Here is a 25,737-nt window from a genome sequence, read left to right on the forward strand (position 1 = left end):
AACGGCGATCCCGTGCCCGCGCCGTGATCCCAGACCGTCCTAGAAGGGAAAGAACCAGTGGATTGCGGCGACGGCCGTCGCCCAGGTAATGAGATTGAGCGGCAGACCCACCTTGGTGAAATCGAGATAGCTGTATCCGGCCATCTGATAGACCAGCACATTGGTCTGATAGCCGAAAGGGGTGGCAAAGGCAGCGCTGCCCGCCATCATGACGGCAACGAGAAAAGGCCGCGGACTGACGCCCAGGCTTTCCGCCAGCGCCACCGCGATCGGCGTCACCAGCACGGCCACGGTGGCGTTGGAGAGCAATTCGGTCAGCACCAGGGTCGCGCCATAAAGAAGAATCAAAGCACCCAAGGGTCCGAAAAGGCCGACCTTCCCAACCAGCGCGTTCGTAGCCGATGCGGCGAGGCCGGTCTGTTCAAGCGCGATGCCGATGACGACCATGCCAACAATCAGCATCAGTATTTCCGGCCGCAGGCCGCCATAGGCCTCCTCCGGGCGGATCACGCGGAGCAGAATCAGCAGTACCGCGCCAGCAAAGGCCGAGGCTGCGATGGGCGCTATGTTGAGCGCCGCCAGCGTGATGACCCCCACGAAGATGGCCGTCGATGTCAGCGCCTTGGTCAGCGCCAGCGGCCGTTGCACAGCAAAGTCTTCTGTTTCGCCGATTGCGTCCCCGGCAAGGTCGAGATGGCTGACATGATGCGGGAGCGCGGCCTCTACCCGGCCAAGCGCCGCTGGCAAGGGTCTAGCAAGCAGGCGGCCGGAAAACAGGAAAAGATAGAGGCCCCCTGCCGCCGCGACGACGAGGCCCACCGGTGTGATCTCGAATATCGAGAAAGGCGGCTGCCCCGAAGACCGCGCCATATCGTCGACGAGAAGATTGGTGGAGGTCCCGATCAGGGTGCAGCAGCCCCCCAGAACCGCCACATAGGAGAGCGGCATCAGAAAGCGCTTGGGATCGAGCCTGAGCGATTTCGCCACGTCCCGCACCACAGGCGCCGACAGTACGACGATCGGTGTGTTGTTGAGAAATCCCGACGCTCCGCCGCACAGCAGGATCAGCAGCCAGATCCCGAGCGCGCCGATGCGGCGGCAGAGCGCGACCGCCTTCGTTATCAGCAAATCGAGAAGGCCCGACAATTCCATGGCATGGGCGATGACGAACAGGGATGCGAGCGCAATGATCGCGGGGCTACCGAAGGCGCCTTGCACCTCGCTCGGGCGGACGGCGCCGGTGAGCAGCAGCAGCGCAGCGCCCGCCAGCGCTACGACGTCCGCGCGCACCTTGTCCCATATCAGTGCGACAATCACACCGGCGAGCACTAAGAGTGTGACAAATTGCTCAAGCGTCATTGGCTTCGGCTACCATAAACCGGCGAACGGAGGAGCAGAAATGCAAAAAAACAGCATTTTTCTGATCGCCAGGGGTCAATTTGCCCATCGCTATCTGCTAGGCTGCCGCCCATGGCCGAACAGAATTTCCGGTGCCGCATCCTGTCCCATCTGATCGCGGCCGCAGCGGGCTCTGCGCTGACCTTCCTCTTCGTGCAGAAGGAGATCGCGCGAGAGCCGACCGATGACAAGCCGGCGGTTCAGGAACAAGCGCCAGTCGTTGAGGTTCCAAAAGTTCCAGTGATTCCTGCGCCAGTCCCTCCACTCGATCGGGGAGGGCTTATCGCCGCGGCGGCCAGCGCCGCCGATGCGGTGGCGAGCGGCTCGGCCGTCCCGCAATCCAACGCCGCGCTCGTGGGCCGATCCTTCATCCTGCGCATGCCCTTCGGGTGCGGTGGCGAGATGGCGGACAGCGAACAAAAAGCCGAATGGGCCGGCTGGGCCTTCAATCCCAAGAGCCGGGCGCTTCGGCTGGTGGCAAGGGGCAGCAACCTGGCCGACGCGGAATGGATAAAGCAAATCGCCGGTTCGATGGAGTTCGACGCGGCAGAGGGCTTCTGGCTGCGCCGTCCCTGGACCCGCGCGGAGCGATGTGGAGCGAAAGGCCCCGCGCTATCGGATGCAATCCTCGACCCTGCCGCACAGCGCCTGGCGATCGCCCAATTCTATTCCCCACAGAGTTCCCGGACTCTCAGACGGGGCGACCGTCCTTATTCGGCCACGGTCAAGCTGGAGGAAGGCGAAGGGCCCTCCCCACTTGGCTACCAGCTGCAGCTGGAAGGGAAGCTGTCCGGCTTTCCCGATGGCCAGGCGGTTCACTGTTCGCAGGACAACCCATCGGTTGCTCCCCGCTGCGTGATTGCGGTCGAGTTTGAACGGGTAGCGTTCGTGGCGCCCGGAAAGGACGAGCCGATCGTCGAATGGCGCTGAGCAAGGCCAATGCTCTCAGCGCGCCGGGAGCATGTCTGCCCCCGACCGCGCCGATCAGGTAAAGGATCAGCCCACCATTGCAGATTGAGCGAGAACCTCGGCCGATGGTTTGTTCGCGGCGTCGACGGTTCCATCCGCGATCATCGCCTTCGACATGGTCGCAGCTTCGGCCTTGAGCGCGGAATCCGCGTTCGTCTGGCTCGCGCCGATCAGCGCGGCGAGCAGCAGGTTGCGGTTCACCGGGTTCGACTGTTCAGCGACGGACTTGCGCGCGAGCGGGATCGCTTCGGCATAGAGCGGGGCGGCGCCCGCCTTGTCCTGCCTGCCAAGTTTGAAGTTGCCCACCTGAATCAGAATGCCGGTCAGTACGCCCCTGCTCTGCGCATCGGCAGGCTTGGCGGTCACGACCTGGCGCCAATAGGGCAGGCTTTCTTCGTACAGCGGCGCGACGGCGTCTAGCTTTTGCAGCGCGGCATTTGCGGCCGCCGTCGCATAGAGCGCGTTGGCGAGGAAGTTCACATTGTCGATCTTGTCGGGCTGCGTCTTGACCGCATCGCGGATCGCCGGAAGCGCGGCTTCATATTTGGCAAGCGCGCCCGCGTTGTCGCCCTTTTGCTGCGCCTGCTGGCCGGCGGTAAAGTCGGTGACCGCCTTGTTGAAGGCCAGGATCTGTTGCTGGCTGAGGGTGGGCGCTGGCGCCTGGGTCGCTGAGGCGGGAGCAGCCGGCGCCGGGGAGGTCGCCGATTCCTGTGCCGCAGCCGGCAAGGCGACCGAAAGGCAGAGGGTGGTGAGCAAGGCTTGATGCATTGATTTTCTCCGGTTGGATGGGTCCGCGTGGGTTCCAACTCCGCACACGGGGCACGGTTGCTTCGATGAAGGAGGGGTTGCTGATGATCTTGTTGGTTCGGGGAAAGCCCCGCACATCATCGAACGATTCCGTCATATCAAGATGACGGTGCCCCCATTCGCGGCCTCGACAGAATGGGAATTCTGGACCAGTTCTTCGAGGAACTGATTTTCAGGCAGTCGTTGCCGAGCCATACATATGGCTTCGTGAACCAAGGTCGCATAAAGCTGCTGACGGGTTTCGACGCTGCCGGTCTGTGCATCCAGTTCCGCAAAGCCCTTCGTCAGCCGCTGCACTATCAGCGAGCGAAACGATTGCACATCGGGAGCGTCCAGCCAGTGGGTCGTGATCACATCTTCGTTCAAGTCGAATGGACCTCATCTCTTCAGGGAGATCAGGATAGCACGCCTTGTCGCAAACCGTTTTTATGACATTTAAACCCCGTCCTAGTTCATCCTGATAATCGCGCGGGTAACATTACCCATCAGCCGCATGCGAACCGGGATGGGTTCATGTGTGCTTGCGATCATGACCGCAACCGCATAGCGGTGGCCGTCGGGCGAAACAAGGATGCCCACGTCATTATAGCCCGTGGAGAGACTGCCCAGTTCCTGTCCCGTGCCGGTCTTGTGAGCGAGCGTCCATCCGGAACGAAGGCCGGAGCGCAGACGGAGCGGGCCCGTCCTGCTTGCTCTCATAAGGGCAAGCAGGTGGTTGGTGGACTTTCTGCTGAGCAGTTCGCCTCGCTTCAACAGCGCCAGTCCCAGCGTGATGCCGTTTGCCGACGCTCCGTCATAGGGCGCGGCGAGATAGCGCTTGAGCGCGCGGTTCCGCGCCGCATAGGGCATGGCGGCGCGCGCCTTGAGAAACCCCCAGCCGCCGGCCCATTCGGGCCGCCATTTCAATCCCGCCGTCTTCGCCTGCAATTCGCGCTCGCCAGGCCCGAAGCCAACATCGTCGATATCTTTGCGCGCCAGCATGTCCCGCACGGCTTGCGGGCCGCCTACCTTCCAGAGCAATACATCATTGCAGCTGTTCGCGCTGCGCGTCAGGGCCATCTCAAGCAATTTGCCCACCGTCGTATGATAGCCCGCCTTGGTCACAAGCGGGCGGATCGGCTGATGAAAGACAGTCAAGTCCGATCGCCGGACTGTGACCGGATCGGAGAGCGATAATTTGCCCCTGTCGACCGCATCCATGACCGTGATGGCGACCCATAATTTGCTCACACTCTGCTGCGGGAGTGGCGCGTCTCCGTTCGATGAGAGGGTCCAGCCTTCATCGATGTCCCGCACGGATATTCCGACGCGGCCCTTGAACGATGCGCTGAGGCCCTGGACCGCGTTTAACAGATCGGCGGGCGGCTGCACTGTCTGACCATGGCGCACCACCGGTACCGGAGCCGGTTCGCTGCGCGGCTTCGTCAAAGGCGCGGCTCGGGCAACAGGTTCCAGCCGTCCCCCCGCCGGAACACATCCCATGAGCAAGGGCAACAGCAATGAGGCCGTTAGGAGGCGACGTGAATTCGTGATCGGCAAAATGAGTCCCTTTTTCGCGATCCGCTGGAGGCGGGGATGCAGGTTTGGCAAACCAGATCAACCGTTGGCCGCATCGGGGCAACCGTTCAACGCAGATGTCGCGCGCTGGCAGCGCCCGAACCTGATAGGATCGAATTGCCGAACTTTTCAAGGCCTTGCGGTAGCCGGTTTTGCCGCCCGCCGATCACATGGCTCGCGACTGGAGCATTCAAGGACAGTCTATGCACAAACATCTTTGCGGATCGGTTCTGTTGCTGCTTGTGGCGCCGCTCCCGGGCTATGCCGCTCCGCTTCGGCAGAGTACGAAAGTGCTGGCAAACGATGCGGCGACCGCCTTTTCCGATCGCCAAGTCCACGCCTATGCGTCGGCCCTGCTGGAAATCGAAAAGATGAAGCGCGCCGTTCAGTTTCGCGCCGCAAAGCTCTCGATAGATCAGGCAGCATTGCTGAAATCGAGAGCCAGTGCCGAGACGATGAACATATTGGCGCGTCATGGCCTTGACGTCGAAACATTCAACCAGATTTCCGCCAAGGTCGATAAGCAGGGGCGGCTTCGGCACAAAGTCAAGCAGCTGATGATGGAAGAACAATTGTCCATCTGAAGCATCCGATGGCTAATCTGCACCGATTGCCTTGGAAGCCATCATTCCGAGAATTTCCAGCCTGTATGGCTTTGCCAGCATCGGGCCAAATTTCTGCAGGTCCGGCGGCAGATCGGAGGGATCCCGCCCCCCGGTCGTGATCAATATCTTGACGCAAGGCCATCGTTGGTGCGCCAGTCGAACAAGATCGAACCCGTCAAGTGTTCCCGGCATGTTCACATCGGTGAAGAGAAGATCGACTGCCCCGCCCAGTTCCTCCATCAAGGAGATGGCTTCATCCGCATCACGCGCCGAAAAGACGGTGAATTCCTGATCGACGAGAAAGTCGCAGGCGTTCATGTTGACGAGCGCCTCATCCTCGACCACCAGGATGATCATGGGCCGGCTGAAACGCGGCCTACCACTATATTCAGGCGTTGCGAAAGGCGCAGTCACGATCGAACGGCCCCAACAGTGACTTCGCAATATCGGCGACTAATGCTCGCCGCGGTACAGCCTTTCATTATCTTGCGCCCCCGCCGACCGGTCCCTACCCCGTCGGTCAGTTTCTCCGCTACAGCATAATCGGCAAAGCTGTTATTATAGGTTTTTTATGCATGGACCCGCTCGCTGCGCCTTCCTAGATTTGGCGAAATGGCGACGATGGCGGTCTGGAAAATGATGATAAGCAGGCGCGATCAAACGCCAGGCTCACGCTTTGGCCTTATCAGCAGCAGCAGCGCCTGGCGTATATCGGCAGTGACTTTCGTTATCCTGCTCTCCTGGTTTGCCGCAGTCATGGTAAAGCCTGCTTTCGGACAGGCCGCGGCTGCCTTGTTCTTCGTGCTGGGCGTCGTAACGGCTGGCGCCATAGGCGGTCTTGTCGGCGCGCTTCTGGCCGCCACTGCCGCTTTCCTGCTCTACAATTTCTATCTGGCCGAGCCAGTCTTCACCTTTCGCATAGCGACGGGGCGCGATATCGTCCCTTTGCTCGTCTTCACCCTTTGTGCTCTTGTTTCCGGAATATTGGCCGGACGACTAAGGGACCATGCCAGCGCTGCGGAGCGCAGCCGGTCGCAATTGGCAAGCCTGCTGGAGATCAGCAGAGCGTTGCAGTCTGCTGTCCGCATGTCTGATATCCGGCCCGCGCTGAAAGAAAGCCTTGCGCCCCTCACCGACGCGACGGCCACGCTTTTCCTTGTCAGGGACGGGTCTTTCGCCAACGCAACGGGTGCGGAGGACGGACATGCGGGGCAGAAATTGCTCAGGCACATGCAGGGCAATCCGGCCAACCCGATTGAGGAAGGCCGCTTTACCGCCTACCGGCTCGACAGCAGCGTGGGCTTCGAAGGAGCGATCCTGTTCGAACGGGGCTCATCATCCCCACCGGCTAACGCTTTCATGTCTGCTCTGGCCAATCTTGTCGCCTTGGCCGTGGAACGCGCCTCGCTGTCCGAAAGCAACGCCGAAGTCCGGGCGCAAGCGCGGACCGAGGAACTCAAGACGGCGCTCCTTTCCTCGGTCAGCCATGACCTGCGCACGCCTCTCACCGCCATCAGCGCGTCCGCTTCCAGCCTGATCGATTTTCGCGAACAGCTTGATGCAGCGGCGACCACCCGGTTCCTTCGCCGCATTGTCAACGAGTGCGAGCGCCTCAACCGATACACGGCCAATCTGCTTGAAATGAGCCGCCTCGAAGCGGGGCAGTCCCTGGCGCGACGGCAGACGCTGGACGTGGCCGAAACGCTGGGCGCCATCATCCAACGGGTGCGCACCCGTGCGGGGGGACGATATATCGAGCGGAGACTGGAAGACGGCCATCTTCTCGTCAGCGTCGATGCCGCCATGTTCGAGCTTGTGCTGATCAATCTTCTCGACAACGCCATTCTCTATAGTGAGGACGGCACGCGTATCGCCGTTAAAGCCCGCCGCGATGGGGAATGGTGCCGCATCAGCATCACCGATGAAGGCTGCGGCATTCCGAAGGCCGATCTGGAAAGGATTTTCAGCCGCTTCTATCGCGTTCCCCGCCCGGAACCTTCGCCGCGCGGCAGCGGTCTCGGCCTTGCCATCGCAAAAGGCTTCGTGGAGGCGCTTGGCGGAGCGATCAAAGCGGACTCGCCGGGGCCAAGCGGACGCGGGACCGTCATCAGCATTTCCCTTCCTCTCGCAGAAGAAGCCTCTTCCGCATGACTGTGCAGCACATTCTCATCGTCGATGACGAACCGGCCCTTATAGATGTGCTGCAATCCGTTTTGGGAACGGCAGGCTATCATGTCAGTATCGCGCGGGAAGGCGGAAGCGCCTGTGCCCTTGCTGAATCGCTGGACTTCGACCTCATTCTGCTTGACCTCGGCCTTCCCGACATTGACGGCAAGGCGCTGATCCAGCGTATAAGGCTGCGCAGCGACGTCCCCATCATCGTTATTTCGGCGCGGCATCAGGAGCAGGAGAAAGTTGCCGCCTTGGACGAGGGCGCCGACGATTATGTCAACAAACCATTCGAGATCGGCGAATTGATGGCGCGCATCCGCGCAGCGCTACGTCGCCACTCCCGTTTGAAAAGCAATGCGCCGACCTATTCGGCAGGCCCGCTCACCATCGATTTCCCTACCCGGCGCGTGAGCCTTGCGGGTGAGCCGGTCAAATTGTCGCCCAAGGAATATGACCTGTTGCAGACATTGGCGCGCAGTGCAGGTCAGGTGGTCACTCACAAGCGTCTGCTGTCTGCCGGTTGGGGACCAGAGGCGACCGATACCCAGTATTTGCGGGTCTATATCGGCCTGCTGCGCCAGAAAATTGAGGAAGATCCGTCAGATCCCTGCCTGCTGTTGACCGAACCGGGGGTGGGTTACCGGCTCGTAGGAGCGGGCTGAGATGTTGAACGATCACCTCCAGTCCGATTTGGGAGATTATCGTGATTGAATATCGTCCAGCTCGTCTGATGGGAACGACCCAACGGGCCGAACTGTTCGCCCGGCACCATTTCTCATTCGCCGGCTATGCGCGTTCCGACCGAACGAACTGGGGCAGTCTTCGCATCCTCAATCATAATTTCCTGGCGCCCGGAGCTTCAACCGTCCCTCAGCCACTCGACCATTTCGATATCCTGCAATGGGTTCTGCGGGGCCGAGTTGGGCACGTCGGAACTCTTGGAACCAGCCATCTTGCTCAAGCCAGGCACATCCAGCTCATTTCTTCTGGCGAGGGCCTGGTTCATGCCGACATTAATCCAGATAAGGAGGAAGCGGAATTTCTCGAACTCCGCTTTCCGGCTCCCGAGGGACATGGCCCCGCCTTCCGCGCCGTGGGTCAATTTCCGGGCAAAGAAGATGGGGGACGATGGACCTTGCTGGCCAGTGGGCGCCGGGATGACCACGCTCTTCTCCTGCGCGCGCCGTCGCGCGTCTGGGGTGCAAGGATCGAAACAGGCGAGCAACTTCACGCCAATCTCGATCCGCGCGCGTCTTGCTATATCGTGGCGGGATCGGGTCGATCTGTGCTCGGCGACAACTACTTGTTGGATCCGGGCGATGGGCTGGCGATACAAGGGGAAAGCGAGGCAACAATCCGCGCCATCGAAACGGCGGAAATACTCTTGGTCGAATCCCTGTGAGCCCAATGAAAACTGCCTTCGGAAAGGGGCGGTTCAGAACAGATTTCTGGGCCGCTATATCGATCCGCCGGCCGACGAGAAAGGCCATCGGCACCTTGACTATCAGACCCCTGATCTGAACTGGAACGTACCGGCCTTCGATCCGTCCCAGCCGAAGGGATTTCCGTAATTTTTGTCGGCGCACCGAGACTGGATGCTTCGCATGCTCGGCCGGGAGCTGAGAAAGAAGGTCCGTCTGCAAGCCACTGAGCTTACCCCTGAATCCCAATTCCCGAACAAGGCGCCAGCACCGATGCGCTGATTCCGCCTGCTGTCCCGTCAGTGCTTCGCGCTGCCGGGCTCCATAAAACGCAACGACAGCTGGTGATAAAGGCGGTTGCGGCAAACGAACGGTGCCACAAAATCCGCTACCAACGCCGATGCGAGCAGAGGCATCATGAGGCCCCGGCTGGCGGTTGTTTCGGAGATGATGATGACCGCTGTCAACGGAGCGCGCACCACGCCGGTAAAATAGGCGACCATACCAAGCAGGACGATCGCGCCGGGCGGATAGGCCGGAAAGATGCTGCGAAGGATGTCCCCAACTCCGGCGCCGACCGAGAGAGATGGCGCAAAAATGCCGCCCGGAAGGCCCGACGCGGCGGTGGCCAGCGTCGAAAGCAGTTTTGCCGCGCCATACCACATGGGCACATCGGACCCGGTGATGATTGCCTGCGCCGTCGAATAGCCGGTGCCCCATGTCAGGCCGCTTGCCACGCCGAGAAACGCCACAATCGCTCCGCAACAGGTTGCAAAAGCGATCGGCCGGTTCCGCAGCCATGCCAGCGGCTGCCATGATGCAGTCCCGGCCGCCAGCAGAGCGCGAGAGAAAAATGCACCCAGAAGGCCACCGAGCACGCCCGCGACAGGCGCGGCCACCAAGGCTTCCCGGACGCTGAGCGTCTGTGACATGGTGCCGAAGTAAACATAATCGCCCGCAAGCCCGAGGCTGACCATGCCCGCTATCAGCACCGCAGCCATGACGAGCAGGGTCATGCGCTGCTCATAGGCGGCGGCCAGTTCCTCGATCGCGAAGGCCACGCCTGCCAGTGGTGTGTTGAACGCAGCCGCCACGCCCGCCGCGCCTCCGGCGATATAGACCGAGGCGCGGATCGGGATGGCCAGAAAGCGGTGAGCATAGCCCATGATCGACGCGGCGATCTGGACCGTTGGCCCTTCACGCCCCACCGATGCACCCAGCAGCAGCGTGCCGATCGTCAGGACGAATTTGGCAACGGCCGTCCGCGCGGAGACAAGCCGGTCCATCCCGCGCTCCGGATTGCGCGTGGCGGCGATGGTCTGTGGTATGCCCGATCCCGGCGCGGCCGGGGCGAAGCGGCGCGTCATCCATACGAGGCCAGCAAAGCCAGCCGGGGTAATCAGCAGCGGCGCCCACCACCAGCGAGCGACCATGGTAAGGAAAAGCTCGTTGGCTTCGTCGGCAAGGTGCGCGAACACCAACGCGACAAGGCCGATCAATATCGCGCCGCCCAGAAAGGCCGACCGCCTGCGCCATATGGTCGGGCGTAAGCCATAGAGACGCAGCCGCGCCCGCAGGCGTAGAGAGTTAGGCTTCTTCATGATCAGCCTCATCACGCGACGGGCCAGGGGCAAGCCGCAACAGCAAATAGCCCGACAGGGCCGACAAAAGCGAACCACCCAGCACGCCGATCTTGACCTCGTCGGCAAGCAGCGGATCGGCGAAAGCCAGGCCGCCGATGAAGAGGCTCATGGTGAAGCCGATCCCGCAGATCAGGGCGAGACCATAGACCTGGAGCCAGGTCGCACCCGGCGGTCGTCCAGCGATACCCAGCGCTACCGCGGCCCTGATGCTCCCGAAAATCCCGACCTGCTTTCCCAAAAACAGCCCGGCGGCGATGCCCAGCGGAAGCGGCGCCATGACTTGCTGAAGTCCCACGCCTGCGAGCGACACACCGGCATTGGCAAAGCCGAACAGCGGCACGATGCCGAAGGCTACCCAGGGGTGAAGCGCATGTTCGAGGCGATGGAGGGGAGACTCGATATCATCCGGCGCGCCGGGCGACTTGCGGATCGGGATGGCCAGTGCCGCCAGTACCCCAGCGATCGTTGCATGGACGCCCGACAGGAACACCGCAATCCAGAGTGCGGCTGCCAGCATCATGAAGGGCCAGAGCCCTTTTACGCCCGCGCGATTGAGTACCATCATGGCGCTGAAGATCAGCCCTGCCGCTAGCAGCGCCAGGCCACTGATGCCCTTTGTATAGGCGAGGGCAATGATGAGCACCGCGCCCATGTCATCGACGATCGCGACAGTCGTGAGCAGCAGTTTGAGCGAGGTCGGTGCCCGGCTCCCCAGCAGGGCCAGCACACCAATGGCGAAAGCGATGTCGGTCGCAGCTGGAATGGCCCATCCATTGGCGAGACCCGGCGTACCACCCGCGACCAGAAGATAGGTGATCGCAGGCACGGCCATCCCAGCGGCCGCGGCAATCACCGGCAACCAGCGATCAGACCAGTTCGAAAGCCGACCGTCGATGAACTCCCGCTTTATCTCCAGCCCGACCAGCAGGAAAAAGAGGGCCATCAGTGCGTCATTGATCCAGTGCAGCAGCGAAAGCGGGCCGACATGATGGTGCAGGGCCTCGAAATATCCTTCCGCCCATCCGCTGTTGGCGACGATCATGGCCAGGGCAGCAGCCAGGATCAGAAGGATGCCGCCGGCTGCTTCCGTTTGAAGGAAGTCACGCAGCGCCGATCGGGGCCGGCCAAGTGTCTCAAGAGAAAGCATGCAAGCCCGTTAACGGCCTTTGACAAGGGATGTCCAAAGAAACCGAGCCATTTTCCTCAAAAAATGCCCATTTGGGCGTTTCGCGCGGGCGCCCGTGGCTGGTTACCGACTGACGCGAGCTTTGCCCAGGGATCATTCGGAGTGCTTCTCCGTTTCGTTACGGGCGGCCACGTGTTGGAAGAGGAACAGCGCATGAAAGCGGGCGAGGACAACGCGCAGGCCAAGGGCATGCATTACGGGCGCTTTGCGATGATGATCGTGACGTCCACAATCGTCATGTTCGGACTCATGTACCTCAACACCTACGCGCTCAGTCATGTCGCCTTCAGCCAGACGCGCCTTTGGATGGCGTTGGTCATGGGCGCTGTGATGGCGATCATCATGCTGGCGTTCATGTAGGGCATGTACCGGAACAGGAAGCTTAACATAGCGATTCTTTGCGGCAGCGTGCTGCTGTTCGCCGCAGCGCTGTGGCTGGTCAGGAGCCAGGAAACGGTCGATGACATTTCCTATATGAAGGCGATGATCCCGCATCATTCCATCGCGATCATGACCAGCGAGCGGGCGCATATAAAGGATCCGGAAGTACGCCGCCTCGCCGATGGCATCATCGATGCCCAGGTGCGCGAGATCGCTCAGATGAAAAAGATGATCGCTCGTCTGGAAGCGAGCCCGACTCGCGCCAGTGCGCCCGACCTTCCCTCCTATCGCGACGCGGGCACCGCACCGCCGCCGCCCCAAACCGACGAGAGCACCGGCATCGATACGCGCAAGCCGATCCGGTGACGCCTGCGGGCCGGCTGTCGAGCCTGCTGCAGCCGCCCCCCTTGCGCGACATGCTGATTAATCGCTAGGAGCCGGGCACTCGCATGGACCCGGTGAGAATCCGGGTGGCTATTCCGGCCGCCGATCCGCCGGACAACATCACATATGACAGCGCCGAACCAGCCTTTGGGCGTCATGTGCCCTGATGTGGACTTTCCAATGACATCGCATCTCGCTGCTTATTGCCGTCAATGGTTCAACGACGCCTCTTCCGCGCGCGCGGATATCCTCGCCGGCATCGTCGTCGCCCTTGCCCTCATTCCCGAAGCCATCGGCTTTTCCATCATCGCCGGCGTCGATCCCCGCGTAGGCCTCTACGCCTCCGTCGCGATCGCCATGACGATCGCTTTCGTCGGGGGGCGTCCCGGCATGATTTCCGCAGCCACCGCTGCCGTCGCCGTGCTGGTCGCTCCGCTGGTGAAGGAGCACGGGGCGTCCTATCTGTTCGCCGCAACGATCCTGATGGGCGTGATCCAGGGACTTGCCGGACTGGCACGGCTCGACCTTCTGATGCAGTTCGTTTCCCGCTCGGTGATAACGGGCTTCGTCAACGCGCTCGCCATCCTCATCTTCATGGCGCAACTGCCTCAACTGACGGGCGTTGGCTGGCAGACCTATGCGATGGTCGCCGCCGCACTCGCCATCATCTATCTCTTTCCAAAGCTGACGAGGGCAGTCCCCTCTCCGCTTGTCGCCATTCTGGTCATGACGGCCATCAGCACGGGATTTGGCATATCGGTCCACACGGTCAGCGACATGGGCCGCCTTCCCGAAGGATTGCCCAGCTTCAGCCTGCCGCAGGTTCCTCTGACCCTCCACACGTTGCGCATCATCCTGCCCTATTCGCTCACCATGGCGGCGGTGGGATTGCTGGAATCCATGCTGACGGCGCAGATCGTCGATGACATGACGCGCACGGGCAGCAACAAGAAACAGGAGTGCTTCGGCCAGGGCGCAGCGAATATCGTGGCTGCCCTGTTCGGCGGAATGGGCGGCTGTGCGATGATCGGCCAGTCGGTGATCAACGTGACGTCCGGTGGGCGGCGGCGGCTTTCGACCTTCGTCGCCGGCGCTTTCCTCCTTTTCCTGCTTGCGCTGCTGGGACCGCAGGTCGGGCGTGTCCCGATGCCGGCGCTGGTCGCCATCATGATCATGGTGTCGGTCGGCACCTTCAGCTGGAATTCCATCACGAACCTGCGCAAACATCCGCCTACCTCGTCCGTGGTCATGCTGGTGACGGTGATCGTGGTGGTTGCGACGCGTGATCTGTCTCTGGGCGTTTTGTGCGGCGTGCTGTTGTCCGGCATTTTCTTCGCCGGCAAGGTGCAGCGCATGTTTGCCGTCCTGCGCCTGCCGTCCGCCAACGGGGACAGCGTCATCTATCATGTCACCGGGCAGCTGTTCTTCGCCTCCGTCGACAGGTTCACACGCGCTTTCGCCGGAGAAGAGAGCGCCAGCCATGTAACGATCGACGTATCGGTCGCGCATTTCTGGGACATTTCGGCGGTGGGAGCGCTCGACAAGGCGGTAACGGCCTTGCGCCGCGGCGGAAAGACGGTCGAGGTCGTCGGCTATAACCGGGCCAGCGCGGATTTGGTAGATCGCTTTGCCCTGCACGACAAGACAGGAACGGAAATGGGCCTTGTCCCACACTGACGCAGCCTAGTGGATTGATCGGAACGAATGAGTCCATTTGAGGGATTCCCATACTGTCGGTGCCGTACGACGATGCGGCATGCGAACGGGTATCGAGATAGAAGTCACCGTACCGGACACGAAGCGGCTTGAGGCGATCGTCGCGGCGCGCGGTTCGCCGCAGAAGCATGTCTGGCGGGCGCGGATCATTCTCTTGACGGCTCAGGGCTTGGGAACCCAGGCGATCATGGCGGCGACCGGAAAATCGAAGACATGTGTTTGGCGCTGGCAGGAACGGTACATGGCCGAAGGCGTGGATGGTCTGCTGCGCGACAAGACCCGGCCTCCGGGGATCGCGCCTCTCGATGCGGCTTTGGTCGACAAGGTGGTCGCGCTGACGCTGGAACCGCCCAGCCATGAGGCCACGCATTGGACGGTGCGCGCGATGGCCAAAGCCATTGGTATCGCGGCATGGTTGTGAAGATCTGGCACGACCACGGTCTGGCGCCCCATCGGTGGCGCAGCTTCAAGCTGTCCAACGGCACCCATGGAAATACCGTCGTCACGGTATTTCGGAACATTCGACATGAGCAGGCGCGCGGATTTTAATTCTCTACGGAAATGTCACGCCATAGCCCACGAAAGTCTTCTCCACCTGAGGACTGACCGCAATGGCGGCGGCGCGATCGCTCTCGGCTTTGACTTTGTCGCCCTTGCGAGCCAAAGCAACCGCGCGCCCAAAGAGGGAAGCAGACAGTGTCGGGCTTTTCGCTAATACGACATCATAGGCCGCTATGGCTTCATCCAGGCGGCTGAGGCGTAAGAGCACGAAAACCCGGCTATCGATCACCGCCTGACTTTCGGGTTTCCCGACCTGCTTTCGACAGCCTTCCTTGATCGCTGATGCGCGCCGTCATTCTGGACTCGGCTATTGAGGACCCGCAACTGAGCTGCCGGTCCGCACCTGGGAGTGAAAAATAGGCAACTGAACGGCCGGGAAGGGTCGATCACCGGCTTCGATTTCTGATGGAGGTTGCAGCGGAAAAAGGAAGAATCGCCTTCTCCAAGGCGTGCCAAGGACTCGAATTCGTGGCGAATTGGCTCGAAATTTTTTGGGGGCTTATCCGGGGGCCTTTGTCATCCTCTAGTGCAAATTATCGAGCTTATTGAGGATGATAGTATCGCTTTATGAGTCCCGTAAGCGCACCATCGCCTTGGCTTTATCAGCCCTGTCGGGCGGATGCGGATCAGCCCTTCCGGGTAGAAAGTTCTGCCGCCAAATTGTTCGCCAGCGAATTGGCCGGACGCGCCGCCGACGTGGCCGTCCAGGTCCACGGCGGCTATGGGATTTTCGAGGAATATCCCGTGTCCGGCTTGCTGGGTGAAGCCAAGGTTCTTGCCATGGTGGAGGGAACTTCCGAGGTTCAGCGCAGTATTATCGCACGCGAATTGCTCAACGACCATTCGGCATATTTCTGAATGAGGAGATAGGCGATGGAAGAGCCTACCAGTTTCGACACATATCGTCTCGGTGACATCACCATCACCCGGATACCTGAATTATCCCTTGAGGATTTTCCGGCCGCGATCGTCATCCCCGAATGGGATCCGGATATCCTCGTCCGCCATCCGGACTGGATCACCCCCGGTTCGATGGATCCGGCCCGGAAGAACCTGTACATGCAAGTGCATAGCTGGCTGGTCCGAACGCCACGCTGGACGATCCTGATCGACACCGGGGTAGGCAACGACAAACCGCGCCCCTTCACTCCCGGCTTCGACCGTCTCAGCACGCCGTTCCTCGAACGCCTGGCGAAAGCCGGCGCCCAGCCCGAGGATATCGATTATGTGCTGATGACTCATCTGCACGTGGATCACGTGGGATGGAACACGCGTCTGGAAGGCGGCCGCTGGGTGCCGACCTTCCCCAACGCACGCTATCTGTTCTCAGGCCGGGAACTGCAATATTTCACCGATGAGCGTCATCATAATGATCGCAACAAGACCAGCTTCATCGTCCAGCGTGACAGCGTGCTTCCGCTGGTAGACGCCGGGGTTGCCGAACTGATCGAGGTCGACGGCTCGGAAGTGCTGGAAGGTTTCGCCTTCCAGCCTACGCCCGGCCACAGCATTGATCATGCATCGATCACGGTCACTTCACGCGGCGAGACGGCGATCTTTCCGGGCGACACGCTGCATCACCCTATTCAGATATTCAAGCCCGAGTGGAATTCGATGTTCGATGCGTTCGAGGATGAAGCCAGGACAGCGCGCAAATGGGTGCTTGATTATGCGGCAAATGAGAACGCACGCCTGTTCAGCACCCATTTCCCGGAAAGCGCGGTCGGCGAGGTTCGACGCAGGGGCGACGGAGGTTTTGAATGGCAGTTCGTTTGACCCCCTTGCTGGCGGCGGCGGGGCTGTCGCTGCTAGGCACGGCAGCCTCGGCCGAGAATGTGCGGCAGATCGACTATTACCGGGCCACGCTGGGCGAAATGCGCATCACTGTCATTTCCGACGGCACGGCGTTTCGCGACACAGTAAAATTGGTAACCCGGCTGGATGCGAAGCTGGTGGCGAAGATGCTGCACGATGCCTATCGTGAACAGCCGACCGAATTGTCGATCAACGCCTTCCTGATCGAGACAGGCGGCAAACGGATTCTGATCGACACGGGAGCGGGCGACCTGTTCAAGCCGCGTGATGGCGGGCGGCTGATCGAGAATTTGAAAGCTGCAGGCTTCTCACCTGATGATATCGACGCGGTTCTGATCACCCACATCCACGCCGATCATACCGGCGGGCTGATGTTCAATGGCAAAAAGGTCTTCACCAGATCAAAAATCTACATACCCGAAGCTGACTATGCTTTCTGGATGGACGAAGACGCGGCAAAAAGGGCGGTCGAACCCCTGAAACATGTATATGATCAGGCGCGCACATGCATCGGACCCTATATTCCGACTGGACAGATCAGGACATTCGCATGGGGCGAGCAGTTATTCCCGGGCATCACCGCGCTCAAGGGCGCGGGCCACACGCCGGGCCACAGCTATTTCGCGTTGGAAAGCGGGGGGCAGAAGATGCTGATGGTCGGCGATACCGTGCATGTTGCAGAGGTCCAGTTCGCCCGGCCCGATGCGTCGGTCCAGTTTGACGTTGATCAGAAGGCGGCGGCAGAGCAACGCAAGGCGCTGTTCGATGACGCGGCACGGCGGGGCTATTGGCTCGCCTTTGATCATGTTTCCTTTCCCGGTATCGGTCATGTCCGGGCGGACGGGGACGGCTATGCATGGATACCGATCCCTTATGGAGTCAATGACCCGAAACGCTGATTCCACGGACGGGTTCTATCAAAGCAAAATCCACCGGATGTTAGGAGTGGAGTGTGCCCCCAGGGTGGGGCAGGCGGGACCATAACCGGCGAATGATACAGGGCCGGAAGGCATGAAGCCAGCGGTCGACCGGGCAGATTGAGAATCGATGCAGGGTTCATGGCAGGATATGTTATGGAGCGTGATCACGCGATTTTCCGCCGCAAGCTTCCTGTGACAGAGAGACTCATGCACTCCCGCTTGCACAGCAGGAGGATGACGATGTCCGGTTTTCTGGACCATCCGTTTTTCGATGCGCTTGAGATTGATGCTGGGAAGCATGTCGAACAATATTGGGCCAACCAACAGTTGCAGTCTGGCGACGCTTCAAATGCCCAAAATGAGGCTGGCCCATTGGGATCGGCTCCTTGGCGCTCAGTGCCCTTATGGGTTTCCAATGATCATGCTGAACCCTATTTCGAAATCTATCGGGTCATGCCCGCGCATATGCTGGCCAAGCGCGCAGAGCCTGAGGATTGGCGGTGGCGCTTCTGCACGGCCGATGGTCATGTTCGGGCCTCCGGCGGTAGCTACACCAATGCGAAGGACTGTCGGGATGCCATCGATGCCCTGCGCCGCACTGCCGGGCGCGCGCGGGTCAGGCAAATAACCGACGGTTGAAACGATGGCCATTAAGCTGATTGGGGCGACCCGGTAGTCGGGGTCGGAGTCAGACGATTCCGGCTCCCTCATAAAATTCGACCATCTGCCCATCTTTTGAGCATCGTGAAAGAAAAAGTGGAACGTGATTTCGATCTTTCAGTAGAGGAAGTTCGACGGCTTAACGAAGCATTGGATAAGCTGACACAATAACGAGGCTGGCGGCAAATTCACTGAGCCTATTTCGCTTCTGTCTTTCGATCAGGAAGCGCGTCATTTTATATTGTCCCACGATAATCCTGTCGTGACTCAAGCCGAGATTTGAACTATTCCGTAAGCGTCTGAGGAAGGCAGATTGACTTTTGCCCCGTCGCCCGCCATATGGAAGGCGCTAAACGTCGCCTGCGACGGAATTTGCCCCAATGGGTGCTCCTTCCCTTCTCGCGCTATCGGCTCCGCTCGTGCTTTTGCGGGCGGGTATCCTGTTTTCGTGAAAGGAAACATCCCATGCCCATCGGCACCGTCAAATTCTTCAACGCTGACAAAGGCTATGGCTTCATTGCGCCCGAGGATGGCGGCAACGACAGCTTCGTACATATTTCCGCCGTCGAACGCGCAGGCATGGCCACGCTGAACAAGGACCAGCGGCTGAGCTACGAGATCGAGATCGACCGTCGCGGCAAGCAGTCCGCCATCAATCTCGAAGCCGCCTGACAGACGGTCAAGCGGACAATCCGCTTTGAAGCAAGCTTTCCCCGGCACGGCCTTTGGCGGTGCCGGGGCGGCATTCCCCGCCTTTCCGTTTGTTCGGCTGGCGGGAGTGCAGGAAATGTTCAAGGACATGGGAGGCTGTAGTCGGTCTCCTGCCGCCCGGCCGGATTCCGGTCCGGCGACTTCCAAGCGTCGGACGATGCAAGTCGTCCGCACACAGCCGGACCGCCCATATTGCGGCGGCATAGGCAGCGCCGAGTTTGCGCGCCACTTTACAATCATTGTGCGCCCATAGGCGCTCATCAGGAATATCATGAATTTCAAATTTCCGAACATCTCCGGCCTTTCCAATGGGCCTTCCGCTTTGCGCAAGATGCGCCGTCCGGACCATCGGCCTGCGTCCGCGGGCGTATTGTCTGCCCCGGATCTGCGCCGTGTCGTGGCTGAAATGCTCGGCTGAAACGCCGCGGCTCGATTCCATTCGGGAGATTGCCCATGTCCGTCACCAGTGATTTCTACCTGGCGCGGGTTGCCCAATGCGCTCGCGAGGCGGGCGAAACCGATCTGGCCAATGTCCGTGATCGCTGCCTGCGCGCGAAGGCGGCATGGCAGGCGATGGCCGACCGTGTCCTGATGGGTGAGGCTGACCGAAAAAAACAGGCCGCCGACAAGGCGGCCCATCAGGAGCGGCTCTTTGGCTAGACATTCAGGCAGACATTTCAACGGCCCCCGTCTTTCTCCGGAACAGGCGGCGCGGCAAGGCCGCATTTCCCAATTGGCCATCGCCCGACTGGGCGCGCAGGACGCCATCGCCTTTCTCAACGGCAATGACGAGCAATTGGGCGGAAGGCCGCTCGATCTGGCGATAGAGAGCGCCGAAGGCCTGCGCGCTGCGGAGCAGCGCCTGGAAGAACGGGCGGACGCCTGAATTCCTTCAGGCGCGCTTTTCAGAATTCGGGCGGGGGCAAATCCTGATCGCCGTCCAGGCGGCAGTCTGTCCCTTACCTCGAAATCCGGCGTTCCGTTTCCGCCAGGGCGAGCCTTTTCCCCGTGATCAGCGTCTGGGCGATGAAGAGGACGATCAGGATCGATCCTGCCGCTCCCACGAATATATCGAAGCCCGACCAGCGCCCGAAGAGACCAGGCTCCGTTCCCAGCACCATCATCATGATGGTCAGCCCGATGAGCATCAGCCGCAATTCGGTCGGTCCGGCGGAAAGATAGGAAAGCTTCAATTCGCCCAACACCCGCGCCGACAGAAAGGCGTGGATCGACAGCAGCAGATAGCCCGCCAGCGCGATCAGGGCGACATCCATGGTGACGAACGGGCTGAGGCCGATCCCGGCAAGGATGAGCAGCGTCGCCAGCCCATCGCAGCTATGATCGATGAAATATCCGTAGGATGGACGCTCGATACGCCGGTATCGCGCCAGGCTGCCGTCCATGGAATCGCCAAACCATTGCACGGCATAGCCCGCAATGGCGAGCAGCAGCCAGGATGAAGCGAGGTTGCTGGCGGCATATCCCGCAAAAATCATGACCGCGCCTGCCATGCCGGTCGCCGTCAGGCGATCCGGCGTTATCCAGGACGGCATCCGGTGGCACAGCCAGTTGAGCAGCCGCCGCTCATTGGCGGCAAGCCAGTTCTGTTGAATCCTGGAAAGCGATGGGGGGGATTGGGGCTGGATCGTCATAGGCCTTCGATAATAGTCTGGAACAACCGGGGCACCTGCGGCGCCGTTATAAGGCAAGTATCAGCCGCCGCGTCCGAAAATGCGCCAGCCAAGAAAGATCAGCACGATGCCCGATGCGATCAGTGCCACTTGGAAAGAGAGATGATCTTCCTGCATCACATGCTTCCCTATGCGCGGGAGCACCCAAGTCTCTCTGTCGGATCGTGCGGAAGAAAGACCCGATAATCTTCCGTAGCAGCCCCCAGGCGACCGGAACAGAATTTTTTACATTCGTGCGCCTTTCCCGGGGGACGGGAATGGCCTTCCATGCTATCAAGCCATTATTGCGCGAAATTTGCTGCAAGCATTCGCCGTGACAGAGAGACCATCGTGCTCCCGCTTGCCAGCAGAGGAGCCCAGTCATGGAAGACCTGAATTACCTGTTGAAACGCGAGCAGGAGGAGCTGCTGCGCGCACGGATCGCGCATAGTTCCGTGGCGCGCCGCGTTCATCAACGGCTCGCACAGGGATATGCGACCCGCATCCGCCACCATCCCCATCCTTACCGCACCCAGCGATCGGATGGTTCGGCTTCCTTCAACCCCTTTCCGTTCAACGTGGAAGGCGGTGCGGCATGAGCAGGGTCGTCAATGTGTGGGCCACGACCGATGTCATCGAGGCGGCATGCACGAAGCACGCATTCCGGATATCCGCCGTGGAAGCGTTGGTTTCCGGTGGCGCAAGGGTCGTGATGCTCGATCCTAGGGATGCCGATGCCTTTCGCATATTGATGAAGGACAAGCTGATCGAGGGCGCCGTAACCCGTTCGGCATCGCACATGGCCCGGCAATGGTCCCCCTCGCTCCATCGGAAATAACCATGGACCGCTTCGATTATCTCGATCGCCGCAGGCAGGCGGAACTGAACCATGCCGATCTCGCCATCTGCCCTGTCGAGAGGAGGAAGCATGAGGAACAGGCGCGGGCCTATTCCAAGATCATTTCCGTTCTGCTCCGGAAGGGGGCATCACTGCGGGGGAGATAGGTTGGCGGGGTTGCCCGGCTTGGCCGCGAACCAGATATTATGCCAACGCTCCGAACTGCCGATATAGGCTGGCAAGATGATTTCATCGACTTCGAAACCCGACTCTTCCAGCCTTCCGGCAAAGCCATCGTCCGTATAGGACGACCAGACGGACAGGAGCCCCCCCGGCCGCAATGCGGCGTAAGCAGCGGCAAGACCGGCATGCGAATATAGCCGGTCGTTGCCGGGGGTAATGAAGCCGTCCGGCCCGTTATCGACATCCAGCAGGATGGCGTCGAAATGCTCCGACGTTTCCGCGATGACATCGTAGACGTCGTGCAGGCGGAGGCTGACGCGGGGGTCCGCGAGATTATTCTTGAACAGATGCGCCAGCGGCCCCTTGGCCCAGACGACGATCTGAGGAACCAGTTCCGCGACAGTCACAAAGGCCTCGGCAGTCCAGGCCGCAAGGACTGCGTCCAGAGTGAAGCCCATGCCAAGCCCGCCTACAAGGACATGCCCGTCTTTCCTGGTCAGGCGTTGGCTCGTCAGCGTGGCCAGCGCCATTTCCGAAACATGGTCCTGACTTCCCATCAACTCGTCGCTGCCGAACTGGATGGAAAATTCCCTGCCGCATTTGAGCAAATGCAATTGGCCACCGCCCGGAATATCCGCGACATCCACCGTCTCTATGGGCGGGTGGCTTGCCTTGGCGGTCTTGGCTTGCCGTTCATCGGCGATGTAGGCCCGCATGTCAGAAGACCGCTTTGATGAAGCGTCGTTACGATTCATGCTGTTCCTGTCGCATTCTCAGATCAATCGCGACGTAAACCAGCATGGCGTCCATTGCGCGGTGACGCCGTCCAATGCCCGGCTTGCACCCCCTTTGCAAGGCCGGTCCATAGGCTCGCGGCATACCCTTTAGGGGTTGCTTATTTGACCAGCGAAAGGGTTTCAGCTTTTCAAGGTTACAATATTCAATCCGCCCGGCTTTTGCGACGGGTTGGATGCATTGTGCTTCTTGGGCTTTTCGGCCTTGGGTTTGCGAACCTCGCGATTTGATTTTTTCTGACTTTTGGCCATTTGGGCATTCCTTCAAAAAGTGCTTTTGGATTGTTGCGGGGGGCTGCGATCAGTGCCGTCCGAATCCGAACCAGAGCGCTTCAGCATCTTCGAGCGCCTCGAACATGTCCGCGTCCGCGTGCGTTCGATTAAGATGACCGCGTATCGTATCGGGGTCTCCCGACCGAGGAAATGTCCGGTCGCCCGCCGCCGCCCGTGCCAAGTCTCCTATCCAACCAGGACGGCTGTGCTGTCCTATCAACCAGGTACCGAATTGCTCGATCTGAACGTTCACATGCTGGTCCTATCATGGCTGTCGTAGGGGATTGAAATCGGCCTCGCCCAGCCTGTCGTTGGCGCGTATCGCCGCCTCTTCCTCATCCTCCCGCTGAAATTCCAGAGCGATCGCCGCGTCTTCCGCGCTGAGCATATCCTGCTTTCCGGCTTCGCGTGCCTCAGCCTCCCCGGCCTGGATGTCCCAGGCGCTGGCGGCGGCCAGCGCGATCGTCCGTACCTTCTCAAGCAGCGTGGCGGCGGCAACCTGCCGATGATGCGCTGCCTGCTGCCGGCACATCGCTGAACTGTTGAACATGACTGGCCTACCGTCCGCCATCGGAGGGCGTGTTTCGGACCCACAAAGGAACCCAGCGCCAGTTTGCTGGCGGCGGGCCATCAGAAGGCCGGGTCTGCTCTGTCGGCGGACCGGCTGGAGCCAACCCGCCCCGCGCGGCATCGCGATCTCTTTGCAACGCTGCTTCCAGATCCTGAGGGGCGACCCGATGATGTTCGATGGTCGCGCCTTTCCGGATACGCAGGGTGGTCGCGATCCGGTGAAAGGCTGTGTGGACATTGCCCTCAAATGATTCTTCGTCGGTTTCCACGACATAGGTGCCGGCGGGCAAAAGCGCTTCGAATTCCGGCAGGCGAAACGGTGCCGAAAATGTCATCGCTTTGCGTGTCGTGCGGATCGTCATGACGCCGTCGCATCGGCAGGGCGGCTGTGGGTCGGATCGTCAGACAATGCTCTATCTCCCGTTTGCAGGCGGGAGCGCGATGGTCTCTCTGTCACAACATGCCTGCGGCATGATCGGGGTGATGGCGAATTCTAACACGAAACTTCCGGTCGGCGTGCATCTATTCGTCAGGGTGCCGGATCGATGCAGCCCACCGGATCGAAGCCGCCCTAGAATCCGGCACCGGAAGCCATGGCTTGCGGGCCGCGGCTGTCGGTTCCCAGTTCGGCAACCGCCGCTTCGGTGGTGATCAGCAGCCCGGCAATGGAGGCCGCATCCTGTAAGGCGGTGCGGACAACCTTGGTGGGATCGATGACGCCGGACTGGAAGAGGTTCTCATATTGCTCGCTCTGCGCGTTGAAGCCCAGATTTTCGTCTCTCCCGTCCAGCAATCGACCTACAACCACGCCGCCATCATGTCCGGCATTTTCCGCAATCTGGCGGAGCGGCGCCTGCAGTGCCCTGCGGATGATGTCGATGCCGCGCCGCTGGTCGTCATTGACCGGGACAAGGCCGTCCAACGCCTTCGATGCATAAAGGAGCGCGGTGCCGCCGCCGGGCAATATGCCTTCCTCCACCGCCGCGCGGGTCGCATGCAGGGCATCCTCCACCCGATCCTTGCGTTCCTTGACCTCCAGTTCGGATGACCCGCCGACCTTGATGACGGCGACGCCACCGGACAGCTTCGCAAGACGTTCCTGCAGTTTTTCCCGGTCATAATCGCTCGTGGTGGTTTCGATCTGTACCTGGAGCGCCGCGACGCGGGCCTTGATGGCTTCCGGACTGCCGGCGCCGTCGACGATCGTCGTGTGATCCTTCGTGATCGTCACGCGCTTGGCCGTACCCAGCCTGTCCAGCGTGACATCCTCCAATTTGATGCCAAGATCCTCGGTCACCACGTCGCTTGCCGTCAATATGGCCAGATCCTCCAGCATCGCCTTGCGGCGATCGCCAAAGCCCGGCGCCTTGACCGCAGCGACCTTCAGCCCCCCGCGCAGCTTGTTGACGACCAGCGTCGACAGCGCATCTCCTTCGATATCCTCGGCAATGATGAGCAGCGAACGGTGCGCTTGCGCGACCGCTTCCAATATGGGCAGCATTGCCTGCACATTGCTCATCTTCTTTTCGTGGATCAGAATGACGGGGTCTTCCAGTTCGACCGCCATCTTCTCGCTGTCGGTGACGAAATAGGGCGACAGATAGCCGCGATCGAACTGCATGCCCTCGACCACATCCAGTTCGAACTCGACGCTCGCCCCTTCCTCGATGGTGATGACGCCTTCCTTGCCGACCTTCTCCATCGCCTCGGCAATCCGGTTGCCGACGATCTCATCGCCATTGGCCGACACGATGCCGACCTGAGCGATTTCCTGATTGTTCGACACCGGCTTGGACCGGGCCTTGAGTTCGGCAACGACGGCGGTGACGGCCAGGTCGATGCCCCGTTTGAGGTCCATTGGATCGATGCCGGCCGATACCGACTTCATCCCCTCCTGAACGATCGCCTGGGCGAGGACGGTCGCCGTCGTGGTGCCGTCTCCAGCATGATCATGCGCCCTGGACGCGACGGCGCGGATCATCTGCGCGCCCATATTCTCGAACTTGTTCTTGAATTCCAATTCCTTGGCGACGGTGACGCCGTCCTTGGTGATTCGGGGCGCGCCGAAGCCCCTGTCGATAAGGACGTTGCGCCCCTTTGGGCCAAGCGTCACGCGCACGGCATTGGCAAGGATGTCGACGCCGCGCGCGATGCCTTCACGGGCTTCGTGCGCCAATTTCACGTCTTTGGCTGTCATGGCTTGGGTCCGACTTTCCTGGCGCTGGTCCGCGACTAAATCGTCGCTTTCACAAGCGGAAGCCAGCGCTACCAATTTGCGAGCTGGCAGTCTCCAACAAGAGTGCCAATAACCCTGATATGCGCCCTGCGTTAATCAATAACAAGCTCTACCCCGCGCAAGAATTGTTGCGGGCTGGTCGACGCGCTTCATGACGGACTCCCTGATCGTTCCGGAACCTCGGATCTGCCTCGTTGCTTTGAATGGGAGATCGCTCAAATCTCGGTTTGGATTCCCGATTCGGGTGGGCAGGACCGGTTCAAGGCG

At 60.6% G+C, this 25,737-nt stretch carries 30 protein-coding genes, 2 pseudogenes and 1 other annotated feature; of the genes and pseudogenes, 18 read left to right on the top strand and 14 right to left on the bottom strand.

Going from position 1 to position 25,737, the window contains the following annotated elements; all coding sequences use genetic code 11:
- Window positions 1-39 precede the first annotated feature (39 nt).
- Complete coding sequence (locus VVT58_RS00540) at window positions 40-1,359, bottom strand: SLC13 family permease (RefSeq protein ID WP_100238188.1); 1,320 nt, start codon at window positions 1,357-1,359, stop codon at window positions 40-42.
- A gap of 111 nt (window positions 1,360-1,470) precedes the next feature.
- On the opposite strand from VVT58_RS00540, the gene VVT58_RS00545 reads away from it, so the two are divergent.
- Complete coding sequence (locus VVT58_RS00545; RefSeq protein WP_100238189.1) at window positions 1,471-2,328, top strand: hypothetical protein; 858 nt, start codon at window positions 1,471-1,473, stop codon at window positions 2,326-2,328.
- A gap of 66 nt (window positions 2,329-2,394) precedes the next feature.
- On the opposite strand, the gene VVT58_RS00550 is transcribed toward VVT58_RS00545, so the two are convergent.
- From VVT58_RS00550 to VVT58_RS00560, 3 genes are all read right to left on the bottom strand, one after another.
- Entirely contained in the window at window positions 2,395-3,135 is a 741-nt protein-coding gene (locus tag VVT58_RS00550; protein ID WP_100238190.1) for a hypothetical protein, read from the bottom strand.
- Between the two features lie 132 nt (window positions 3,136-3,267).
- The gene (locus VVT58_RS00555; RefSeq protein WP_100238191.1) at window positions 3,268-3,540 is read right to left on the bottom strand and encodes a hypothetical protein; all 273 of its coding nucleotides are present in this window, start codon (window positions 3,538-3,540) and stop codon (window positions 3,268-3,270) included.
- Window positions 3,541-3,621: 81 nt separating this feature from the next.
- Complete coding sequence (locus VVT58_RS00560; RefSeq protein ID WP_242443430.1) at window positions 3,622-4,602, bottom strand: serine hydrolase; 981 nt, start codon at window positions 4,600-4,602, stop codon at window positions 3,622-3,624.
- A 332-nt stretch (window positions 4,603-4,934) separates the two neighbouring features.
- Here VVT58_RS00560 and VVT58_RS00565 point away from each other — a divergent pair, with 332 nt between their 5' ends.
- The gene (locus tag VVT58_RS00565) at window positions 4,935-5,315 is read left to right on the top strand and encodes a DUF4168 domain-containing protein (protein WP_100238192.1); all 381 of its coding nucleotides are present in this window, start codon (window positions 4,935-4,937) and stop codon (window positions 5,313-5,315) included.
- Between the two features lie 12 nt (window positions 5,316-5,327).
- Here the strand turns inward: VVT58_RS00565 and VVT58_RS00570 are convergent, their stop codons facing one another.
- Window positions 5,328-5,693 (bottom strand): response regulator, encoded by a 366-nt coding sequence (locus VVT58_RS00570; RefSeq protein ID WP_100238193.1) that lies wholly within the window; start codon window positions 5,691-5,693, stop codon window positions 5,328-5,330.
- A gap of 360 nt (window positions 5,694-6,053) precedes the next feature.
- Between VVT58_RS00570 and VVT58_RS00575 the strand changes: the two genes are divergently transcribed.
- Genes VVT58_RS00575 through VVT58_RS00585 form a run of 3 tightly spaced genes read left to right on the top strand, consistent with a single transcriptional unit; the run spans window position 6,054 to window position 8,910 of the window.
- Window positions 6,054-7,487, top strand: coding sequence for an ATP-binding protein (locus VVT58_RS00575; protein WP_197707401.1), 1,434 nt, complete (start codon window positions 6,054-6,056; stop codon window positions 7,485-7,487).
- Window positions 7,484-8,170: a response regulator gene (locus tag VVT58_RS00580; protein ID WP_100238195.1), complete on the top strand. Its 687-nt coding sequence runs from the start codon at window positions 7,484-7,486 to the stop codon at window positions 8,168-8,170. The genes VVT58_RS00575 and VVT58_RS00580 overlap by 4 nt, the downstream gene beginning before the upstream one ends.
- Before the next feature lie 41 nt (window positions 8,171-8,211).
- Complete coding sequence (locus VVT58_RS00585; protein ID WP_157801256.1) at window positions 8,212-8,910, top strand: pirin family protein; 699 nt, start codon at window positions 8,212-8,214, stop codon at window positions 8,908-8,910.
- Between the two features lie 318 nt (window positions 8,911-9,228).
- Here the strand turns inward: VVT58_RS00585 and VVT58_RS00590 are convergent, their stop codons facing one another.
- Both VVT58_RS00590 and nhaA read right to left on the bottom strand, forming a co-directional pair.
- Window positions 9,229-10,530 (bottom strand): chloride channel protein, encoded by a 1,302-nt coding sequence (locus VVT58_RS00590; protein ID WP_197707402.1) that lies wholly within the window; start codon window positions 10,528-10,530, stop codon window positions 9,229-9,231.
- Window positions 10,517-11,719: a Na+/H+ antiporter NhaA gene (gene nhaA, locus VVT58_RS00595; RefSeq protein ID WP_100238198.1), complete on the bottom strand. Its 1,203-nt coding sequence runs from the start codon at window positions 11,717-11,719 to the stop codon at window positions 10,517-10,519. The genes VVT58_RS00590 and nhaA overlap by 14 nt, the downstream gene beginning before the upstream one ends.
- A 228-nt stretch (window positions 11,720-11,947) precedes the next feature.
- Here nhaA and VVT58_RS00600 point away from each other — a divergent pair.
- The 3 genes and pseudogenes from VVT58_RS00600 to VVT58_RS00610 form a co-directional block, all read left to right on the top strand.
- Window positions 11,948-12,505: pseudogene (locus VVT58_RS00600) on the top strand (DUF305 domain-containing protein).
- 82 nt (window positions 12,506-12,587) lie between these two features.
- Window positions 12,588-12,643, top strand: a sequence feature (sul1 is cis-regulatory element that is thought to sense ions involved in sulfur or methionine metabolism; They are found in Alphaproteobacteria).
- Window positions 12,644-12,703: 60 nt separating this feature from the next.
- The gene (locus tag VVT58_RS00605; RefSeq protein WP_100238199.1) at window positions 12,704-14,200 is read left to right on the top strand and encodes a SulP family inorganic anion transporter; all 1,497 of its coding nucleotides are present in this window, start codon (window positions 12,704-12,706) and stop codon (window positions 14,198-14,200) included.
- 79 nt (window positions 14,201-14,279) lie between these two features.
- Window positions 14,280-14,719 (top strand): annotated as a pseudogene (locus tag VVT58_RS00610) (helix-turn-helix domain-containing protein); the annotation flags it as partial.
- 73 nt (window positions 14,720-14,792) lie between these two features.
- Here the strand turns inward: VVT58_RS00610 and VVT58_RS00615 are convergent.
- Window positions 14,793-15,029 (bottom strand): tetratricopeptide repeat protein, encoded by a 237-nt coding sequence (locus VVT58_RS00615; protein WP_100238200.1) that lies wholly within the window; start codon window positions 15,027-15,029, stop codon window positions 14,793-14,795.
- Window positions 15,030-15,367: 338 nt separating this feature from the next.
- Between VVT58_RS00615 and VVT58_RS00620 the strand changes: the two genes are divergently transcribed.
- From VVT58_RS00620 to VVT58_RS00650, 7 genes are all read left to right on the top strand, one after another.
- On the top strand, window positions 15,368-15,658 hold the full coding sequence (locus VVT58_RS00620) for an acyl-CoA dehydrogenase family protein (RefSeq protein WP_327752027.1): 291 nt from the start codon (window positions 15,368-15,370) through the stop codon (window positions 15,656-15,658).
- A 15-nt stretch (window positions 15,659-15,673) separates the two neighbouring features.
- On the top strand, window positions 15,674-16,576 hold the full coding sequence (locus tag VVT58_RS00625; protein ID WP_327752025.1) for an MBL fold metallo-hydrolase: 903 nt from the start codon (window positions 15,674-15,676) through the stop codon (window positions 16,574-16,576).
- A complete protein-coding gene (locus VVT58_RS00630) occupies window positions 16,561-17,514 on the top strand; it encodes an MBL fold metallo-hydrolase (protein WP_327752024.1) in 954 nt (317 codons plus the stop codon). Before VVT58_RS00625 ends, VVT58_RS00630 begins: the two co-directional genes overlap by 16 nt.
- A 174-nt stretch (window positions 17,515-17,688) precedes the next feature.
- The gene (locus VVT58_RS00635) at window positions 17,689-18,174 is read left to right on the top strand and encodes a YegP family protein (protein ID WP_327752023.1); all 486 of its coding nucleotides are present in this window, start codon (window positions 17,689-17,691) and stop codon (window positions 18,172-18,174) included.
- A 486-nt stretch (window positions 18,175-18,660) separates the two neighbouring features.
- Window positions 18,661-18,867, top strand: coding sequence for a cold-shock protein (locus VVT58_RS00640; protein ID WP_066559552.1), 207 nt, complete (start codon window positions 18,661-18,663; stop codon window positions 18,865-18,867).
- 492 nt (window positions 18,868-19,359) lie between these two features.
- Entirely contained in the window at window positions 19,360-19,566 is a 207-nt protein-coding gene (locus VVT58_RS00645) for a hypothetical protein (protein WP_066559551.1), read from the top strand.
- Window positions 19,559-19,792 (top strand): hypothetical protein, encoded by a 234-nt coding sequence (locus VVT58_RS00650; protein WP_206377484.1) that lies wholly within the window; start codon window positions 19,559-19,561, stop codon window positions 19,790-19,792. Before VVT58_RS00645 ends, VVT58_RS00650 begins: the two co-directional genes overlap by 8 nt.
- 73 nt (window positions 19,793-19,865) lie before the next feature.
- Here the strand turns inward: VVT58_RS00650 and VVT58_RS00655 are convergent, their stop codons facing one another.
- Window positions 19,866-20,558 carry a CDP-alcohol phosphatidyltransferase family protein gene (locus tag VVT58_RS00655; protein WP_066559550.1) on the bottom strand — a complete coding sequence of 231 codons (693 nt, stop codon included), beginning with the start codon at window positions 20,556-20,558 and terminating at the stop codon, window positions 19,866-19,868.
- Window positions 20,559-20,959: 401 nt separating this feature from the next.
- On the opposite strand from VVT58_RS00655, the gene VVT58_RS00660 reads away from it, so the two are divergent.
- The 3 genes from VVT58_RS00660 to VVT58_RS00670 are packed head-to-tail and all read left to right on the top strand — an operon-like array spanning window position 20,960 to window position 21,581.
- Window positions 20,960-21,175, top strand: coding sequence for a hypothetical protein (locus tag VVT58_RS00660; RefSeq protein WP_066559543.1), 216 nt, complete (start codon window positions 20,960-20,962; stop codon window positions 21,173-21,175).
- Entirely contained in the window at window positions 21,172-21,414 is a 243-nt protein-coding gene (locus VVT58_RS00665; protein WP_066559540.1) for a hypothetical protein, read from the top strand. The genes VVT58_RS00660 and VVT58_RS00665 overlap by 4 nt, the downstream gene beginning before the upstream one ends.
- A 2-nt stretch (window positions 21,415-21,416) precedes the next feature.
- Window positions 21,417-21,581 (top strand): hypothetical protein, encoded by a 165-nt coding sequence (locus VVT58_RS00670; RefSeq protein ID WP_162492912.1) that lies wholly within the window; start codon window positions 21,417-21,419, stop codon window positions 21,579-21,581.
- Here the strand turns inward: VVT58_RS00670 and VVT58_RS00675 are convergent.
- From VVT58_RS00675 to groL, 5 genes are all read right to left on the bottom strand, one after another.
- Entirely contained in the window at window positions 21,564-22,313 is a 750-nt protein-coding gene (locus tag VVT58_RS00675) for a spermidine synthase (RefSeq protein ID WP_327752022.1), read from the bottom strand. The genes VVT58_RS00670 and VVT58_RS00675 overlap by 18 nt on opposite strands.
- 201 nt (window positions 22,314-22,514) lie before the next feature.
- The gene (locus tag VVT58_RS00680) at window positions 22,515-22,643 is read right to left on the bottom strand and encodes a hypothetical protein (protein ID WP_254911543.1); all 129 of its coding nucleotides are present in this window, start codon (window positions 22,641-22,643) and stop codon (window positions 22,515-22,517) included.
- Between the two features lie 286 nt (window positions 22,644-22,929).
- On the bottom strand, window positions 22,930-23,214 hold the full coding sequence (locus tag VVT58_RS00685; RefSeq protein ID WP_327752019.1) for a hypothetical protein: 285 nt from the start codon (window positions 23,212-23,214) through the stop codon (window positions 22,930-22,932).
- 7 nt (window positions 23,215-23,221) lie between these two features.
- Window positions 23,222-23,596 (bottom strand): hypothetical protein, encoded by a 375-nt coding sequence (locus tag VVT58_RS00690; protein ID WP_327752016.1) that lies wholly within the window; start codon window positions 23,594-23,596, stop codon window positions 23,222-23,224.
- A 209-nt stretch (window positions 23,597-23,805) separates the two neighbouring features.
- Window positions 23,806-25,431 (bottom strand): chaperonin GroEL, encoded by a 1,626-nt coding sequence (gene groL, locus VVT58_RS00695; RefSeq protein WP_327752014.1) that lies wholly within the window; start codon window positions 25,429-25,431, stop codon window positions 23,806-23,808.
- Window positions 25,432-25,737 lie beyond the last annotated feature (306 nt).

This window comes from Sphingobium sp. SJ10-10 (assembly GCF_036038995.2).
GTDB lineage: Bacteria > Pseudomonadota > Alphaproteobacteria > Sphingomonadales > Sphingomonadaceae > Sphingobium.